The 15837-nt window shown below is 61.8% G+C and carries 16 protein-coding genes; 4 read left to right on the forward strand and 12 right to left on the reverse strand.

The annotated features are described in order from the left end of the window. Nucleotides 1–53: 53 nt before the first annotated feature. The 6 genes from acpS to rpoZ all read right to left on the reverse strand — a co-directional run bounded on the left by acpS (nucleotide 54) and on the right by rpoZ (nucleotide 5067). Nucleotides 54–467 carry a holo-ACP synthase gene (gene acpS / locus NKH63_RS23505; protein WP_023719885.1) on the reverse strand — a complete coding sequence of 138 codons (414 nt, stop codon included), beginning with the start codon at nucleotides 465–467 and terminating at the stop codon, nucleotides 54–56. Further along, the gene (locus tag NKH63_RS23510; protein WP_023719886.1) at nucleotides 464–1045 is read right to left on the reverse strand and encodes a DUF2062 domain-containing protein; all 582 of its coding nucleotides are present in this window, start codon (nucleotides 1043–1045) and stop codon (nucleotides 464–466) included. The genes acpS and NKH63_RS23510 overlap by 4 nt, the downstream gene beginning before the upstream one ends. Before the next feature lie 229 nt (nucleotides 1046–1274). After that, entirely contained in the window at nucleotides 1275–1655 is a 381-nt protein-coding gene (locus tag NKH63_RS23515; protein WP_352481860.1) for a VOC family protein, read from the reverse strand. Between the two features lie 13 nt (nucleotides 1656–1668). After that, entirely contained in the window at nucleotides 1669–2247 is a 579-nt protein-coding gene (gene pyrE, locus NKH63_RS23520; RefSeq protein WP_023719888.1) for an orotate phosphoribosyltransferase, read from the reverse strand. Between the two features lie 79 nt (nucleotides 2248–2326). Further along, entirely contained in the window at nucleotides 2327–4555 is a 2229-nt protein-coding gene (locus NKH63_RS23525; protein ID WP_023719889.1) for a RelA/SpoT family protein, read from the reverse strand. Between the two features lie 110 nt (nucleotides 4556–4665). Beyond that, nucleotides 4666–5067, reverse strand: a complete 402-nt coding sequence (gene rpoZ / locus NKH63_RS23530; protein ID WP_352481861.1) for a DNA-directed RNA polymerase subunit omega — start codon at nucleotides 5065–5067, stop codon at nucleotides 4666–4668. Between the two features lie 279 nt (nucleotides 5068–5346). Here rpoZ and NKH63_RS23535 point away from each other — a divergent pair, with 279 nt between their 5' ends. Together NKH63_RS23535 and NKH63_RS23540 are read left to right on the forward strand one after the other, a co-directional pair. Continuing rightward, nucleotides 5347–5928, forward strand: coding sequence for a LabA-like NYN domain-containing protein (locus NKH63_RS23535; protein WP_023719891.1), 582 nt, complete (start codon nucleotides 5347–5349; stop codon nucleotides 5926–5928). Then, complete coding sequence (locus NKH63_RS23540; protein WP_245278617.1) at nucleotides 5925–6683, forward strand: uracil-DNA glycosylase; 759 nt, start codon at nucleotides 5925–5927, stop codon at nucleotides 6681–6683. The genes NKH63_RS23535 and NKH63_RS23540 overlap by 4 nt, the downstream gene beginning before the upstream one ends. Here the strand turns inward: NKH63_RS23540 and NKH63_RS23545 are convergent. The 4 genes from NKH63_RS23545 to dapA form a co-directional block, all read right to left on the reverse strand. Next, nucleotides 6633–7154, reverse strand: a complete 522-nt coding sequence (locus NKH63_RS23545; RefSeq protein WP_245278618.1) for a hypothetical protein — start codon at nucleotides 7152–7154, stop codon at nucleotides 6633–6635. The genes NKH63_RS23540 and NKH63_RS23545 overlap by 51 nt on opposite strands. Nucleotides 7155–7263: 109 nt before the next feature. Continuing rightward, complete coding sequence (locus NKH63_RS23550; RefSeq protein WP_352918890.1) at nucleotides 7264–7992, reverse strand: GH25 family lysozyme; 729 nt, start codon at nucleotides 7990–7992, stop codon at nucleotides 7264–7266. A gap of 106 nt (nucleotides 7993–8098) precedes the next feature. Further along, nucleotides 8099–8578 carry an SsrA-binding protein SmpB gene (gene smpB / locus NKH63_RS23555; RefSeq protein WP_023719895.1) on the reverse strand — a complete coding sequence of 160 codons (480 nt, stop codon included), beginning with the start codon at nucleotides 8576–8578 and terminating at the stop codon, nucleotides 8099–8101. Between the two features lie 25 nt (nucleotides 8579–8603). Then, complete coding sequence (gene dapA / locus NKH63_RS23560; protein WP_023719896.1) at nucleotides 8604–9485, reverse strand: 4-hydroxy-tetrahydrodipicolinate synthase; 882 nt, start codon at nucleotides 9483–9485, stop codon at nucleotides 8604–8606. Between the two features lie 225 nt (nucleotides 9486–9710). Here dapA and NKH63_RS23565 point away from each other — a divergent pair, with 225 nt between their 5' ends. Both NKH63_RS23565 and NKH63_RS23570 read left to right on the forward strand, forming a co-directional pair. Next, nucleotides 9711–11744: a lytic transglycosylase domain-containing protein gene (locus NKH63_RS23565; protein ID WP_352481910.1), complete on the forward strand. Its 2034-nt coding sequence runs from the start codon at nucleotides 9711–9713 to the stop codon at nucleotides 11742–11744. Nucleotides 11745–12125: 381 nt separating this feature from the next. Next, on the forward strand, nucleotides 12126–13019 hold the full coding sequence (locus tag NKH63_RS23570; protein ID WP_352481862.1) for an alpha/beta fold hydrolase: 894 nt from the start codon (nucleotides 12126–12128) through the stop codon (nucleotides 13017–13019). A gap of 306 nt (nucleotides 13020–13325) precedes the next feature. Here NKH63_RS23570 and NKH63_RS23575 read toward each other — a convergent pair whose 3' ends face one another. Then, entirely contained in the window at nucleotides 13326–14384 is a 1059-nt protein-coding gene (locus NKH63_RS23575; RefSeq protein ID WP_198030509.1) for a site-specific integrase, read from the reverse strand. A 236-nt stretch (nucleotides 14385–14620) separates the two neighbouring features. Continuing rightward, nucleotides 14621–15805 (reverse strand): porin, encoded by a 1185-nt coding sequence (locus NKH63_RS23580; protein WP_023719899.1) that lies wholly within the window; start codon nucleotides 15803–15805, stop codon nucleotides 14621–14623. Nucleotides 15806–15837 lie beyond the last annotated feature (32 nt).

Below are 15837 nucleotides of genomic sequence, written 5' to 3' on the forward strand. Positions count from 1 at the left end.
GGTATAGAGTCTCGGCGCGCGCTGGGCAACGTCATGCCGGTCGTCAGATGCAATCAATGTGGCGCTTCTTCGACCGGCAACGCTTCAATGATCACAAAGGCTTGAGCGAGCGGAAAATCATCGGTGATGGTGAGGTGGATCACGGCGCGGTGCCCTTCAGGCAGGATTTCGTCCAGCCGCGCTGCCGCCCCGTTGGTCAGCGCCATGGTCGGCTTGCCGCTGGCCAGGTTGACGACGCCCATGTCGCGCCAGAACACACCCTGCGCCAGACCGGTGCCCAATGCCTTGGCGCAGGCCTCCTTGGCAGCGAAACGCTTGGCATAGGAGGCCGCACGCGCCGCGCGGTTTTCGGAGCGCGCCTGTTCGATCTCGGTGTAGATGCGTTGGATGAAGCGCTGGCCATGACGTTCCAGCGACTTCTCAATTCGTCTGATGTCGATGAGGTCGCTGCCGATACCGATAATCATTCGGCAGGAACTTCCGGCCCGGTTTTTCCAGCCTTTGCGGCTCTTTCGGCCAGACGCTTGCGGCGCTGCTCGTGGAAAGTGACCATACCCCAGCGGGTAATGCCGTAAAACAGCAGGCCGAAAACCAAGCCAAGCGGTATTGCGCCAATGGTCATCGGCTTAAGCACCGGTCCCCACAACTGCGCAAAGGAAAGATTATGCAGCATGTCGCCGAGATGCGCGGGTGGGCCATGCGCCGGCAGGTGTTCATGCAGGATCAGCTTGCCGACCTCCCAGGAGGCGGCCCATAGCAGCGGAAAGGTCAGGGGATTGCCGAAGACCGTGCCGAGTGCTGCCGCGACCAGATTGCCGGCGATCAGCCAGCACAGCATGGCGGCAATGATGAAGTGGAAGCCAAGCGGGAAAAAAGACGCGAATACGCCCGCCGCAACACCGGCGGCCACGGCATGCGGCGTGGCCCTAAGCCGCAGGATGCGCTTGGAAAAATACCGCAGCGAGCGCGAGAAAGAGCGGCGCGGCCACAAATAAGTACGCACCCGCTCGAAAAAACCATCAGGCTTGCGCCGTCGAAAAAGCACTCTGTTCCTGTTCCTAGTTCCATCAATGGCTTCGCGCCGGCTTTTCCCAGCCGGGGCCCGACAGCCCTATGCTGCGCTTTGCGGTCACGGAAAGGCAACTACGACTTTGATATAGCGATGTGCTAGCCGAAGAACAACGAGGCCGACGGCATCCGCTCGGTCGCCACTTGCGGCAGCCTTGGGTATCGCCATTCTGAACAGGGCATGATCGCGGCGAATTTGAGGAGCCTCAGGAACGATACTCGCTGACCTCGACGAGGTTGCCGTCCGGGTCACGGAAATAGACCGACATCATCGGGCCACGGGCGCCGATACGCTCGACCGGGCCGACCTCTATGGCTACGCCGTTGGCCGCGAGGCTGGCGCATATCTCGGTGAGCGGCCGGGCGGCAACAAGACAGAAATCCCCAGAGCCGGGAGTCGGCGCCTTGGCCTTCGGCTCGAAGGTGCGCCCGACCTCATGCACATTGATCTTTTGCGTTCCAAACAGCAGCGCCGTTGGTCGGTCCGGCTCGTCGAGGCGCTTGAAGCCAAGCACGCGCTGATAGAAGGCGCAGCTATCGTCTACCGAACGAACTGTCAGCACGAAATGATCGATGCCGGTGATCACGGCGGCGGCTCCGTTATAAATTGCGGCTGCCCGGCTTGATCGCCGGTATGGCGGCAAGCTCGGGCGGCAGCCTGTCGGCCGGATAGGCCGGAACCTCGTATTCGGCGAGCGCGATCAGCGGCACGCCGACATCGGTCTTGCCGGCCGAGCGGTCGATAATGCATGCAGCGGCAACGACTTCGGCGCCAAGGCCGCGCAGGCAGTCGATGGTCTCGCGGATCGACAGGCCGGTGGTGACGATATCCTCGACAATGACAACGCGCGACCCCTTGGCGATTTCGAAACGGCGGAGCCTGAATTCGCCCCCTTCCCGCTCGACCCAGATCGCCGGCGCACCAAGATGGCGCGAGGTCTCATAAGCCGGGATCAGCCCGCCGATCGCCGGGCCGACGACATAGTCGATCCTGCCGGGAACGCCAGCGCGGATCTTTTCGGCCAGCGCCTTGCACAAGCGCTCGGTCTTGTCGGCATGCATGAAAACGCGCGCCTTTTGCAAAAAGACCGGGCTGCGCAGGCCGGACGTCAGGATGAAATGCCCTTCGAGAACGGCGCCGGCCTCGCGGAAAATGCCCAGCACTTCGTCGGTATTCATCGTTCGCTCCATGTCATGGTGAATAGTGAATGGTGAATAGTAGTGAGAGCACCCTCTTTCACTATTCACTATTCACTATTCACCCATTCACGCGTCGCGCGTCGCTGACGCTCGAATTGTCCTTTAGCTGCGACAGCAGCCGGTTCAAGTGCTTAAGATCCCACACTTCGAGATCGATCAGCATTTCGGTGAAATCGGGCGCGGTGCGCACCATCGACAAAGTGTGGATGTTGGCATCGTTGGATGCGACGACCTGCGCAATGTCGGCCAGCGAACCCGGTGCGTTGATGGCGGTGACCGAGACACGCGCCGGGAACCGCTCCTTGGTGCGCTCGTCAATATCCCAGCGCACGTCGATCCAGCGCTCGGGCTGGTCGTCAAAGGCCTGCAACGCCGGCGACTGGATCGGATAGATGGTGATGCCGGTTCCCGGCTGCACGATGCCGACGATGCGGTCGCCGGGCACCGCTCCCTCCGGCGCGAAGCGCACCGGCAGATCGCCGCGCACACCGCGGATCGGCACCGCATCGTCACGCGGCTGGTTCTTGTCCTTGCGTGCGGCGCGGCCCGGAATCTGGAACAGCATGCCGGCGGCGTTGCGGATCTTCGACCAGCCCTCCTCGCGCTGCTTGGGCGCGACCAGCGTGACGCGCTCGTCCTTGTAGTCGGGAAACACCGCCTTCATGACATCGGTAGAGGCAAGTTCGCCACGCCCGACCGAGGCCAGTACATCCTCGATGTCCTTGCGTGCCAGCCGGTGCAGCACCGGCTTCAGGTTTTCCTTGGTGAAGGTCTTGCCGGACCGTTCGAAGGCGCGCTCCAGAATGCGGATACCGAGACCCGAATATTGCTTGCGGATAGCGTTCTTGGTGGCACGGCGGATGGCCGAGCGCGCCTTGCCGGTAACGACCACCGATTCCCACGCCGCCGGCGGCACCTGCGCCTTCGAGCGGATGATCTCGACCTCGTCGCCGTTCTTCAGCTCCGTCATCAGCGGCATGATGCGGCCATTGACCTTGGCGCCGACGCAAGTGTCGCCAACGTCGGTGTGGACGGCATAGGCAAAGTCGATCGGCGTGGCGCCGCGCGGCAGCGCGATCAGCATGCCTTTCGGCGTAAAGCAGAACACCTGGTCCTGGAACAGTTCCAGCTTGGTGTTTTCGAGAAAGTCCTCGGGATTGTCGCCTTCGGCAAGCTGCTCGATGGTGCGCCGCAGCCAGGCATAGGCATTGGTCTCCTTCGAGATCGCATGGGCGGCACCATTCATCTTGCCGCCGGTATCTTTATAGATCGAATGAGCGGCGACGCCGTATTCGGCGATCTTGTTCATCTGGTAGGTGCGGATCTGCAATTCGACGCGCTGGCGCGACGGGCCGACGATGGTGGTGTGGATCGAGCGGTAGTCGTTCTGCTTCGGTGTCGAGATATAGTCCTTGAAGCGTCCGGGCACCATCGACCAGGTGGTGTGGATGGCGCCGAGCGCGCGGTAGCAGTCCTCGACCGTCTCGACAACGACACGGAAACCGAAAATGTCGGACAGCTGTTCGAACGACAGCGCCTTGGCTTCCATCTTGCGGAACACCGACCACGGCTTCTTCTGCCGGCTCTTGACCTCGGCCTTGATCGAATATTTGTCGAACAGCGTGGACAGTGCCTTCTCGATCTCGGACAGCACGCCCTTGTTGCGCTCGAAAATTTCGGCGAGCCGCGCGGTGACGGCGCGGTAGGCTTCGGGATTGATGAAGCGGAAGGCGATCTCCTCCAACTCCTCGCGCATGCCTTGCATGCCCATGCGGCCGGCCAGCGGCGCGTAGATGTCCATCGTCTCTTCGGCAATGCGCAGGCGCTTGGCTTCCGGCACATGGTCGAGGGTGCGCATATTGTGCAGGCGGTCGGCGAGCTTGACCAGAAGCACGCGCACGTCTTCCGAGATCGCCAGCAACAGCTTGCGCAGGTTCTCCGCCTGCTCGGCCTTCTTCGAGACGAGGTCGAGCTTCTTCAGCTTGGTCAGTCCTTCGACCAGCTTGCCCATTTCCGGACCGAACAATTCGTCGATCTCGGCCCTGGTCGCCGTGGTGTCCTCGATCGTGTCGTGCAGCAAGGCAACGGCAATCGTCGCCTCGTCCATGTGCATTTCGGTGAGGATGGCGGCGACTTCGAGCGGATGCGAGAAATAGGGATCGCCGGAGGCGCGCTTCTGGTGGCCATGCTTCTGCATGGCGTAGACATAGGCCTTGTTGAGCAGCGCCTCGTTGACGTCAGGCTTGTAGCGCTGGACGCGCTCGACAAGCTCATACTGACGCATCATGGCGGGATCTCGCAATGCTGAAATGAATCATGCGCCGCACTGGCGTACGGCGCATGTCATAGATAGCCACGAAACTGCCGACGCGAAAGTGTCGGCAGTTGTTGCTAAGATCAATAATCGTCGCTTTTTTCCGGCGGTACCAGCCCTTCGATGCCGGCCAACAGGTCTTCTTCGGTCATGCGATCGAAGGTGACGTTGTCCTCGGCGTCGTCGGCATCGGTGGCCGCAACAGTGCTGCCGGTCTGGTCGGCAATCGCCTCGCCATCGGCTTCCGGCTCGTCGACCTCGACATGCTTCTGCAGCGAATGGATGAGATCTTCCTTGAGGTCGTCCGGCGATAGCGTCTCGTCGGCGATTTCGCGGAGCGCAACGACCGGATTCTTGTCGTTGTCGCGAGGTACGGTAATCTGCGCGCCCTGGCTGATTTGACGGGCGCGGTGGCCCGCCAGGAGCACCAGCTCGAAGCGGTTGTCGACCTTGTCGATGCAATCTTCAACGGTTACGCGGGCCATGAGTTGCCCCTTTCATGCCTGGATTTGATGGAAAACAGGCGCGGTCCATAACCCGAACGCCGCCAAAATACAAGCTTTTATGGCGGTGCGCAGCTCTGACGCGGGCCGCCTGCGACGACGCAGCGCCGATCACAATTGCTTGCGGTGCCGGATGGTGCCTTGGATTGCCGTAAAACTGGCGTTATCTCGAACGATGAAGGCCAACAGGTCTATTATCAGACCGGCCGATAGTCGCCACGCATTTAGACGACCGCTTATTTCGAAAAAGGACATTTTTCCATGTTCGATCCTCGTGAAAAAATCGCTCTCTTTATCGACGGTGCCAATCTCTACGCCACCTCGCGCGCGCTGGGCTTTGACATCGACTACCGCAAACTTCTGTCGAGCTTCCAGAAACGCGGCTATCTGCTGCGCGCTTATTACTACACCGCGCTGGTCGAGGATCAGGAATACTCCTCGATTCGGCCGCTGATCGACTGGCTAGATTATAACGGCTTCAAGGTGGTGACCAAGCCAGCCAAGGAATTCACCGACTCGACCGGCCGCCGCAAGATCAAGGGCAATATGGATATCGAGCTGACCGTCGATGCGCTCGAGCTCGCCGATGTCGTCGACCATTATGTCATCTTCTCAGGTGACGGCGATTTCCGCACGCTGGTCGAGGCGCTGCAGCGGCGTGGGCGCAAGGTCTCGATCGTCTCGACCATGGCATCGCAGCCGCCGATGATCTCCGATGACCTGCGCCGCCAGGCCGACCATTTCATCGACTTGATGGCGCTCAAGAATGAAGTCGGCCGCGATCCGTCGGAGCGGCCGGTACGCCGGTCCGAGCCGGCCGAAGTCGACGAGGAAGACTATTGACGGTCGTTGCCTTGACCGCGCCCCTGGCCGCCTCTCCCGAACCCGATCGCGACTGCCCGCTTTGTCCGCGGCTGCACGACTTCATCGCCGAGTGGCGGCAGCGCGAGCCGTCCTGGTTCAACGCGCCAGTGCCGACCTTTTTGCCGCCGGAAGGCGAGGATGCGGTGCGCTTGCTGATCGTCGGGCTGGCGCCTGGCCTGCGCGGCGCGAACCGGACGGGGCGCCCCTTCACCGGCGATTTTGCCGGTGATCTGCTCTACAATACGCTAATCGCGCACGGCTTTGCGCGCGGCGAATTCAAAGCGCGACCAGATGACGGGCTGGAGCTTGTCGGTACGGCGATTACCAATGCGGTGCGCTGCGTGCCGCCGGAGAACAAGCCGGTTGGTGCCGAGATAGCCACCTGCCGGACGTTCCTGGTACCGACGATCGCCCGATTTCCAAACCTGCGCGCCGTGCTGGCGCTGGGCTCGATCGCGCACCAGTCGACCGTGCGGGCGCTCGGCCAGCGCGTCGCCGCCTATCCGTTCCAGCATGGTGGGCAGCAGCAGGCCAATGGCATCGCGCTGTTTTCCAGCTATCATTGCTCGCGCTACAACACCAATACGGGCGTACTGACGCAAGCCATGTTCGTCAACGTTTTCAGTCAGATAGAAGCTTTTCTGAAGACTGAGAGCCGGACGACGCCCGCCGGCGCACAAGCCCTAGATTCGGGTGATCGCGAACAACCAGGCCAAGAGATCCAGCAACCATAGTAACAGTGCAAGCTGCAGCGCGACGCGCAGGCGTTGGATGATCCGCCAATTGCTGGCCATGTCGGATTTGATGCGCAGCGCAAGCGCTCGGTGCATCCCATCCATGGTTGCGGGAGGATGCTGATCGACGAAATCCTGGAGCAGCTTCTCGGGATCGAAACGGAACGTATAGTTATAATATGGCCACACCATAATCGCGACCAGCAGTCCGATAAGAAAAAGCAATGTCAGCGCCAGCCAGTCCCAAGGCCCCACGCCATCCAGGAGCGCCCTGCCCCCAAGGAGAGAACTCGCGAACGCAGTTGCAAAAATCAGATTTCCAGCGCGCGTATTGAGACTTTCAACCACGCCCTGCTGGTGTTGGAGGCCACGCACCGCCTCCGCATAGACAAACGCCAGGCGGGGATCCCCACCGTCCGTCGCAGCAGGCGGGGCGTTGCTGTCATTGGCTGATGAAGGGCGCTCCGGCATCAAATGTACTTAGCACGGCGCCGCCTGCGATATGAATAGCCACCTTGGCGAAGGCTTCGTCGTTCCCGTCATCGCCCACTGAGGGTGCTCTCGCTGGACAGGAATAGCGTCAATCCGACGCCGTCGCTTCAGGCGCTGCGGCAAACAACGCGGCCAGCGTCGCCGGCCCGCCTTGGAGAACATTCAGGTCGACGTCGCCGCTGATGCCGTCGACGCGGCCCCGGTTGTGGTACTGCCAGTAAATCCAGTCGTTATGGCCTGGCCGCAGCGCCAGCGAACGCAGCCAACGCGGGCGGCCGGCTATCTGCCCGGCATAGGCTTGCGCGGCCTCGTCGGTCACATAGAGGATCGCCGTCTTGCCGAACGCTGCTTCGACCGGGCCGAGGAAGGCTGAGAGTTCGGCGCTCAACTGTTCGGGAGTTGGCCGCTGCGGGCAATTGCCGCCGAACTCGATGTCTACCACCGGCGGCAGCAAAGGCTGATCGCGCGGCACCACCGAGATGAAGTTGCGTGCCTGATCGGCACCCGGCCTGCAGAAGGTGAAGAAGTGATAGGCGCCGACGGCAAGGCCGGCGGCGCGGGCCGCACGCAAATTGGCGGCGAAGGCATCGTCGACATGGTCGCCGCCTTCAGTTGCCTTGAGAACGGCGAAGGCGACATCGTCGGCGGCAACACGCCGCCAGTCGATCTGCCGCTGATGATGGGAAACGTCGATGCCCCTGACCGGATATTTGCCGCGGTCCGGAGAAAACGTCTGGAAGTAGGCATAGCCGCCGGCCAGGACGAGGCCCGCCAGGAGCAGACCGGCCGCGCCCCACAAGACGATCCGGTTTTTCAAACGAGACCTATCCCTATTGGTCCGCCCTGCCCTCCGCCATGGCTCCGGGCGTTCGTCGCTCGAAAAGCCAAATCACTGGCTTTTCGTCCGCTTCGCGGACCTCTCCTCACCCTCGCTCTTTCAGCAGCCGGCCCTTCTCGCGCGACCAGTCGCGCTGCTTTTCGGTCTCACGCTTGTCGTGCAGCTTCTTGCCGCGGCCGACGGCGAGCAGCACCTTCGCCCGCCCTTGGTCGTTGAAATAGATCTTCAGCGGCACCAGCGTCATGCCTTCGCGGTCGACGCTCTGCGACAGCTTGGCCATCTCGCGCTTGTTGAGCAGGAGTTTGCGGCGTCGGCGCGGCTCGTGGTTGAAGCGGTTGGCCTGCAGATATTCCGGCAAATAGGAGTTGATCAGCCAAATCTCGCCGCCCTCGACCGAGGCATAGCTGTCCTGGATATTGGCCTGGCCCTGGCGCAGCGACTTCACTTCGGTACCGGTCAGCACCAGGCCGGCCTCGATCGTGTCGAGCACCTCATAGGAAAACCGCGCCTTGCGGTTTTCCGCAACGGTCTTGTTGTTGGGATCGGCTTTTCTGACTTGATTCATGATGCGGAGAGGTGGCGCCTCATCCCTAATTTATCAAGCCGGCGTGCTTCATCGCCGCGTCGATCTTCTCGGCGGTCGACGGCTCGACCGTCATTAGCGGCGAGCGCAGCACGTTCTCGACCTTGCCCAGCTTCGACAGCGCATATTTCGCGCCGGAAACGCCGGGTTCCAGGAAAATCGCCTTGTGCAGTGGCAACAGACGGTCCTGCAGGTCGAGCGCCTTGGCGCTGTCGCCGGAAAGCGTCGCCTCCTGGAATTCGGCGCAGAGTCTGGGCGCGACATTTGCCGTCACCGAGATGCAGCCGACGCCGCCATGCGCGTTGAAGCCGAGGGCCGAGGCGTCCTCGCCGGAGAGCTGGATGAAATCCTTGCCGCAGGTGGCGCGCTGCTCCGAAACCCGCTCGACCTTGCCGGTGGCATCCTTGACGCCGACGATGTTCTTGAAGTCGTGCACCAATTGCCCCATCGTCTCCGGGCTCATGTCGACCACCGAGCGGGGCGGAATGTTGTAGATGATGATCGGCAGGCTGGTAGCCTTGGCGACGGCGGCGAAATGCGCGTAGAGGCCGCGCTGCGTCGGCCTGTTGTAATAGGGCGTGACGACAAGGGCCGCGTCGGCGCCCGCCTTCTCGGCATACTGGACCAGGCCAACCGCCTCTTCGGTGTTGTTGGAGCCGGCGCCGGCAACGATAGGAACCCGGCCCTTGGCGACCTCGATGCAGACCTTGACGACTTGGCGGTGCTCGTCATGCGACAGCGTCGGCGACTCGCCTGTGGTGCCGACCGGGACCACGCCCGTCGTGCCTTCGGCGATCTGCCAGGCGATGAAGGCGCGAAAGGCTTTCTCGTCGAAACGGCCGCTCTTTTCGAACGGTGTGACGAGCGCGGTCAGCGAGCCTCTCAGCATGTCGTCCAACTCCTTGGGGACTTTCGGGTTTGTCGTGCGCGCCTTCTAGCCGAAAGCGAAGCGGCGCACCATAGTCTCGACATTGTTGCGCGGCAAGCATTGCGCCAGCAATTGCAATTCGAATGACCTCGAGAAGGTTTTCTTTACGGGCCCTTCATCACAGACGAGTAAGCTTCAATTCATCTGTGTCTGTTGTAGCGTCGAAGAACGGGGATGACCAAATCCATGCCGATCAGGCGGCCTCATCTTTTCGCGCTTATCGGCGCGATCGTCGCCCTGATTCCCGGCGCGGCGATCGGCAGCAGCGTCGATGTGCAGGTTACGTCGGCGATTCCGATGACCGAGCCGCAGAACGATGCGGTGCAGCAGTCCCCGTCCGCGAGCGTCGCGGTGCTGAAGAGCGGTCTCGATGCGCTGGCGGCAAACGACATTGCGCGCGCGCGCCAGGTGCGCGAAGCGCTGCCGGCCAAATCGCTCGACCGGCACATCCTTGCCTGGGCGATCGCGCTCTATGGCGGCGACCAGGTGCCGAGCGGCGACATCGCCGATGCGGCAAAGATGCTGCCGAACTGGCCGGGTACGATCGCCTTGCGCAGGAACAGCGAGCGCGCGCTCTATCGCGAGAACCCCACGCCGCAGATCGTGGTGCGGGCGTTCGACGGCAGCCAGCCGCTGACCTTCGAGGGCGTGCTGATCCTGGCCCGCTCCTATGTAGCGCTGGGCGATACCAAGGCGGCGCGCTCGGTGCTGTCGCCATTCTGGCGCACCGAAAAGCTCGAAGCCAGGGACGAGGCGGCGGTCATTCGCGAGTTCGGTGCGCTGATCCCGGCCGCCGACCATCGCTTCCGCATGGAGCGCATGTTTTATGCCGACCGGGTCGCTTCGGCGCTGCGCGTCGCCGGTCTCGCCGGCGCCCAGCAATTGGCCGATGCCTGGGCGGCGGTCACCAAAGGCGACAAGAACGCGGCCAAGCTGCTGAAGGCGGTGCCGGCAGCGCAGCGGGCGGCCGGCTATCTCTTTGCCGAAGCCGAATATCTGCGCAAGCAGCAGAAATTTTCCGACGCCGCCGCGCTGGTGATGAAGGCGCCGGGCGACCGCGACGCTCTGGTCGATCCGGACGCCTGGTGGGTCGAGCGCCGGGTGCTGTCGCGCGAGCTGGTCGACCAGAGCGACATGAAGACCGCCTACAGAATAGTCGCCGCGCATGCCGCCGAAAGTCCCGCCAATGCTGCCGAGGCGGAATTCCATGCCGGCTGGTACGCGCTGCGCGGCCTCAAGGACCCGAGCATCGCCGCCAAGCATTTTGCGCGAATCGCGGAGCTCGCCCAAGGGCCAATGTCGCTGTCGCGCGCCTATTATTGGCTCGGCCGCGCCGCCGAAGTCGGCGGCCCCGGCAATGCCAAGGATTATTTCAGCCGCGCCGCAAGCTACGGCACGACCTTTTACGGCCAGCTCGCCGGCGAGCGCGTCGGCCGGCAGACCCTCAACATCGTCTACCCCCAGCCAAGTGCCGCCGACCGCCAGAATTTCGCCACCCGCGAGGCGGTCAGCGCCATCAAGCGGCTGCAGGAGGCCGGCTATGACCGCTATGCCGAGACGCTCTACCGCGACCTCGCCGGGCAGCTGAACAACCCCGGCGAACTGGCGCTGCTTGCGGTGTTGGCGGAAAGACAAGGCAACCATTTCATGGCGCTGAAGATCGGCAAGATCGCCGGCGCCCGCGGCATCGATGTCGGCGCGCTGTCGCATCCGCTCGGCGTCATTCCCGACACCGCCAACATCTCCGGCTCGGGCAAGGCGCTGGCCTATGCGATTGCCCGCCAGGAAAGCGAGTTCAACATCGGCGCAATCTCCAGCGCCGGCGCGCGCGGACTGCTGCAACTAATGCCAGGCACCGCCAAGCAATTGGCGAAGAAGGCCGGCATGACATTTTCTCAGGCCCGGCTGACCACCGATGCCGGCTACAATGCAACGCTGGGCGCTGCCTTTCTCGGCGAGCAGCTCGGCCGTTTCGACGGCTCCTACGTGCTGACCTTCGCCGGCTACAATGCCGGCCCCGCCCGCGCCGCCCAGTGGGTGGCGAAATACGGCGATCCGCGCGGCAAGGACGTCGATGCCGTCGTCGACTGGATCGAGCGGATTCCCTATACGGAAACAAGAAGTTACGTCCAGCGCGTGATGGAGAATTACGAGGTCTACAAGATGCGTATCTCCGGCAAGTACGACATGGTCGGGGATCTGGTGAACGGCCGGGGGTGACGACCGGGCTTCAAGCCAAGTTTGCCGGTCACAGCGTATTTTGTTCTTGCTTTGTGCCGGCAGCTATGCTACTAATTTAACCATAGTGCTGATTCGCACCGACGACCCGCCCAACGAGGCGGGTTTTTGTTTCAGGCTTTGAAAGTTCCGGACGTCGAGTTGGCGGACAGCGGCCCGCCCTGTCCTGCCGGACATCTCCCCAAGGGTCCCAGCTTCGTGGACAGTGCCTTTCTGCATCCGACGAAACTTGGCGAAAGCGACGATGACAGCCAATCTCCCCCTTGAGGGACCCTGCAACTTCGGCGCCTCCCCTATTTGACCCTACCGGCCCCTCGCCTGTAGCAGTTGAAACAAGCCAGCAGCGAGAGGAACGGAGTCCACATGGCAACCGAGCAGGGTTTCTCCGATTTCTTCTACGCCGCGCCGGACGGGCTGTCCCTGCACGCCCGCATCTACGGCGAAGCGAATTCCGGCCGCTGGCCAGTCGTTTGCCTGCCCGGCCTGACCCGCAATTGCCGTGATTTTCACGAGCTGGCGCTTTATCTGTCGACGCAGGCGAAGCGCAAGGTCGTCGCTTTCGACTATCGCGGGCGCGGGCAGTCCGGCTACGATGCCGATATCGGCCATTACAATATCGGCATCGAAGCTGGCGATATTCTCGCCGGGCTGGCGGCGCTGAGCATCGAGGAGGCTGCCTTCATCGGCACGTCGCGCGGCGGACTGATCATGCATGTGCTCGGGGCGATGCGGCCGGCCGTGCTGAAGGCCGTCGTCCTCAACGACATCGGCCCGGTGATCGAGACGCAAGGGCTCGCCCATATCCGCTCCTATCTCGACCCCGCGCCCAGGCCGAAGGCGTACGCAGAGGTGGTCCGCGGCCTGCGCAGCACCCATGGCGCCGATTTTGCGGCGCTGACCGATGCGGATTGGGAGCGGATGGCGTCAGCCCTCTACCGCGAGACCGAGGAGGGATTTCTGCCCGATTTCGATCCGAAACTGGTCGATACGCTGGCGGGCCTCGATCCCAGCCGGCCGATGCCCGATCTTTGGCCACAGTTCGACGCGCTGGCGGCCATCCCAATGCTCGTCATACGCGGCGCCAACTCGAAGCTGCTGTCCGCCGAAACGCTCGAGCAGATGCGGACGCGCCATACCGATATCGAGACGATCACCGCTGACGGCCAGGGGCATGCACCGTTTTTGGAGTCCGGGATCCTGCCGGGCAGGATCGCTGGTTTTTTCGATCGGGTGGAGCGGCGGAGCGGTTGGAAGTAAAACCACGGTAAGTTTAAGTAACTCTCTGCCTTATCTTGTACCTGTGAAGCATTCTGGCAGCGATTAACAGCTATGCTGGCGTCCCGGAGAATAATTGTTGGATGTCGGCGCCGCCCCTCATCCGCCTGCTGGCACCTTCTCCCCGTGTAGTGACGGGAGAAGGACAGACGGCCGCAACGCTGACGAACTCCCCTCTCCCCGTTTTTTCACGGGGAGAGGGTAAGGGTGAGGGGCAGCGCCGACTTGATGTATTGGCCTGCAATCCGTTGTCAGATCGACCGACTTACGCCAGATCCACCCAAACCGTCAGGATTTGGCGCTTCTCTTCGCGGGCTTTGGTGCCTTGCTTGCGGCCGGCTCACCTTTTGGTTCCCGCCTTGCCGAAGGTGGAGAGGACAACGGACTTGCCCCGCCGTCGTCCGAACCACTGTACCGCGGCGTCTCAAGCACGGTGACGCAACCGTCGAGATCGTTGGTGGCCAGATGGGCGTAGCGCATGGTCATGGACAGCGTCTGGTGGCCGAGCCACATCTGCACACGCCTGATATCGATGCCGCCCTGGACGAGACGCGAGGCGCATGTATGGCGCAATATGTGCGGCACGACCTGATCGTCGGCGCCAAGCCCGACTTCGGCCTTGGCATCGTTCCAGATGGCACGAAACTGCGCCTGGCTAAGCTTGGTGAACGGGCCTTTAGGCCGGCGGCCCTCGGTGGCCGGCAGCTTGATCACCTCTTTTACCCGCTCGGTCATCGGGATGGTGCGGCTGCGGCCGGACTTGGTGATCCAGAAACTGACGCGGTGCTCCTGGATATCGTTCCAGATCAAGCCCAGCGCTTCGCCGAGGCGGCAACCGGTGTCGACGAGAAAGACGGAAAGCCGATAGGCGTCCTCGCTGCGGCTTTTGATGGCGGCAAACAGCCGAGCCTCCTCGTCCCTTTCGAGGAAACGAATCCGTCCCGCCCGCTCTTTCTGGCGGCGGAACTCGGGCAGGCTGTGGATATCCCCCATCTTGTGAGCCTTGCGCAGCAGTTTGCTGAGGGCAGCCATCTTCCGGTTGATGGTTGCGTTGCTGTTGCCGCGCTGGCGCAAGGTGCCGATAAGGTTGTCGAGGGTGCTTTGGTCAAAGGCGCTGAAACGCTCCCCAAGGAGAATCTCGTCTATTTCGCCGATGAACGAGCTGACATTGTACTTATGCCGCCCATCATCCCAAAGTATATCCCGGTATGCTGAAAAAAGTTCTCCGATCCTGTGCGACTTTACTTCTCGTATCTTGTTGTAACTGTATTTTATCTTTGCAGTTTGAGAAGAAAACATCGAAAAATGATCAGAGGTCCCTCCCTCTTGAATCGCATCGTTCGTCATTATTCGCCACACCCCCGAGTGGATAGGCCTAGACCTACCTGCTTGGCGGTGCCCTTTCAAGAGTTTTAAGCGTTGCGGCCGATTTCATCCACCAGTGGTGGATCCCAACGACATCGTTCCACAACCCTGTTCAGCTACCGAACCCCCTTTTCCTTCTGTTTGCTACCAGTCGCGAAAATAAAACAGCCCGGGCGTTGAAGCGCCCGGGCTGGATTTCAGTTGCTTAAGTCCAGCCCTTAGAACGAGCGCTGGAAGCGGAGGACACCGCCGATGCTGTTTTCGTCGGTAGCACCGGTCCAATTGTCGAAATTGTTGTCACCGAAGTGCAGGTAGTCGACTTCGGCCGTGATCGTGAAGCCGGGAACGATGTCGTAGGCAATGTTCGCCGCGATGCCGACGTTCTCGCCTTCGTCATACGCCGCCTGAAGGTTGAACGAGGTCTTCTCGTTGATGGTGTAAGTGCCACCACCCCAAACTGCCCAGTTGCCGCTCCACTGCTTGTAGAAGTTGCGTGGGATATTGTCGTCCGAACCGTAGCCGGCCATCAGGAACAGCGTCAGGTTCTGCATCGGCGTCACGTCCAGGCGAGCCTTGCCTGTCCATTCTTCCACTGCGCTGTCATAGGCAATGACGCCCGAGATCGAACCCCAGCCCTGCGTGTATTTCACGCCGCCGACGACATATGGAACATAGCTGTCGATCGAATCGTGACCCAGGTGGAGCGCGGTGTTGTCGTCGTTGAGGATAAAGCCTTCACCGGTTTCCAACGACGCCACGGCCGAGAAGCCGTTGCCGGCATCGAAGTAGTACTGGATGACGTTGGTGTCGAAGCCGCCGTAGGGAACCAGCGTATCGTTGATGACGTTGCCGGCGTAACCGGTGAACGTATTGAAGGCCGTTTCGTCCTTACCGACGCGGAGACCACCGAGCTGGATCCAGGCGAAGTTCAGCGAAACGCCTCTGCTGCCAAAGCTGGAGAATTGTGCATCAGGGGTGGCCGGGTTGCCGTCGAGATCGACCCCGTGATAACCGGTTCCCCAGTTGAAGCGGGTCTCGGTGTAGGTCTTCAAGGTGCCCATCTCGGTTTCCTGGCCGGTATAGGTCCTCAGCGTGAAGCGAGCCTGCTTGAAATAGCCGTCGTTGACATCGTCCCTGCCTTCCAAGGCTTCCGAAAGGTCTTGGTAACGGGCACCAGTGAACGCGCCCGCATCGCCGGCGGAGATGTCATAGCGGACGTAGCCGCCGATGCGCATGCAGATTTCGGTGCCGGGGATGTAGAAGTAGCCAGCGCCGTAGACGTCGCAAATCTTGACGTATTCAGCGGGTTCCGGCTCGGCGACGACGACGGCGTCGGCGGCGCGCGCACCGGAAACTGCGATCAGTGCCGCAGCGGAGCCGAGAAGAAGGCTCTTGATGTTCATTTTCTGACCTCCAGTCAGAATCGAGGGCGGAG

It is taken from the genome of Mesorhizobium sp. M0960, from assembly GCF_040319055.1.
In the GTDB taxonomy this organism is placed as follows: domain Bacteria; phylum Pseudomonadota; class Alphaproteobacteria; order Rhizobiales; family Rhizobiaceae; genus Mesorhizobium.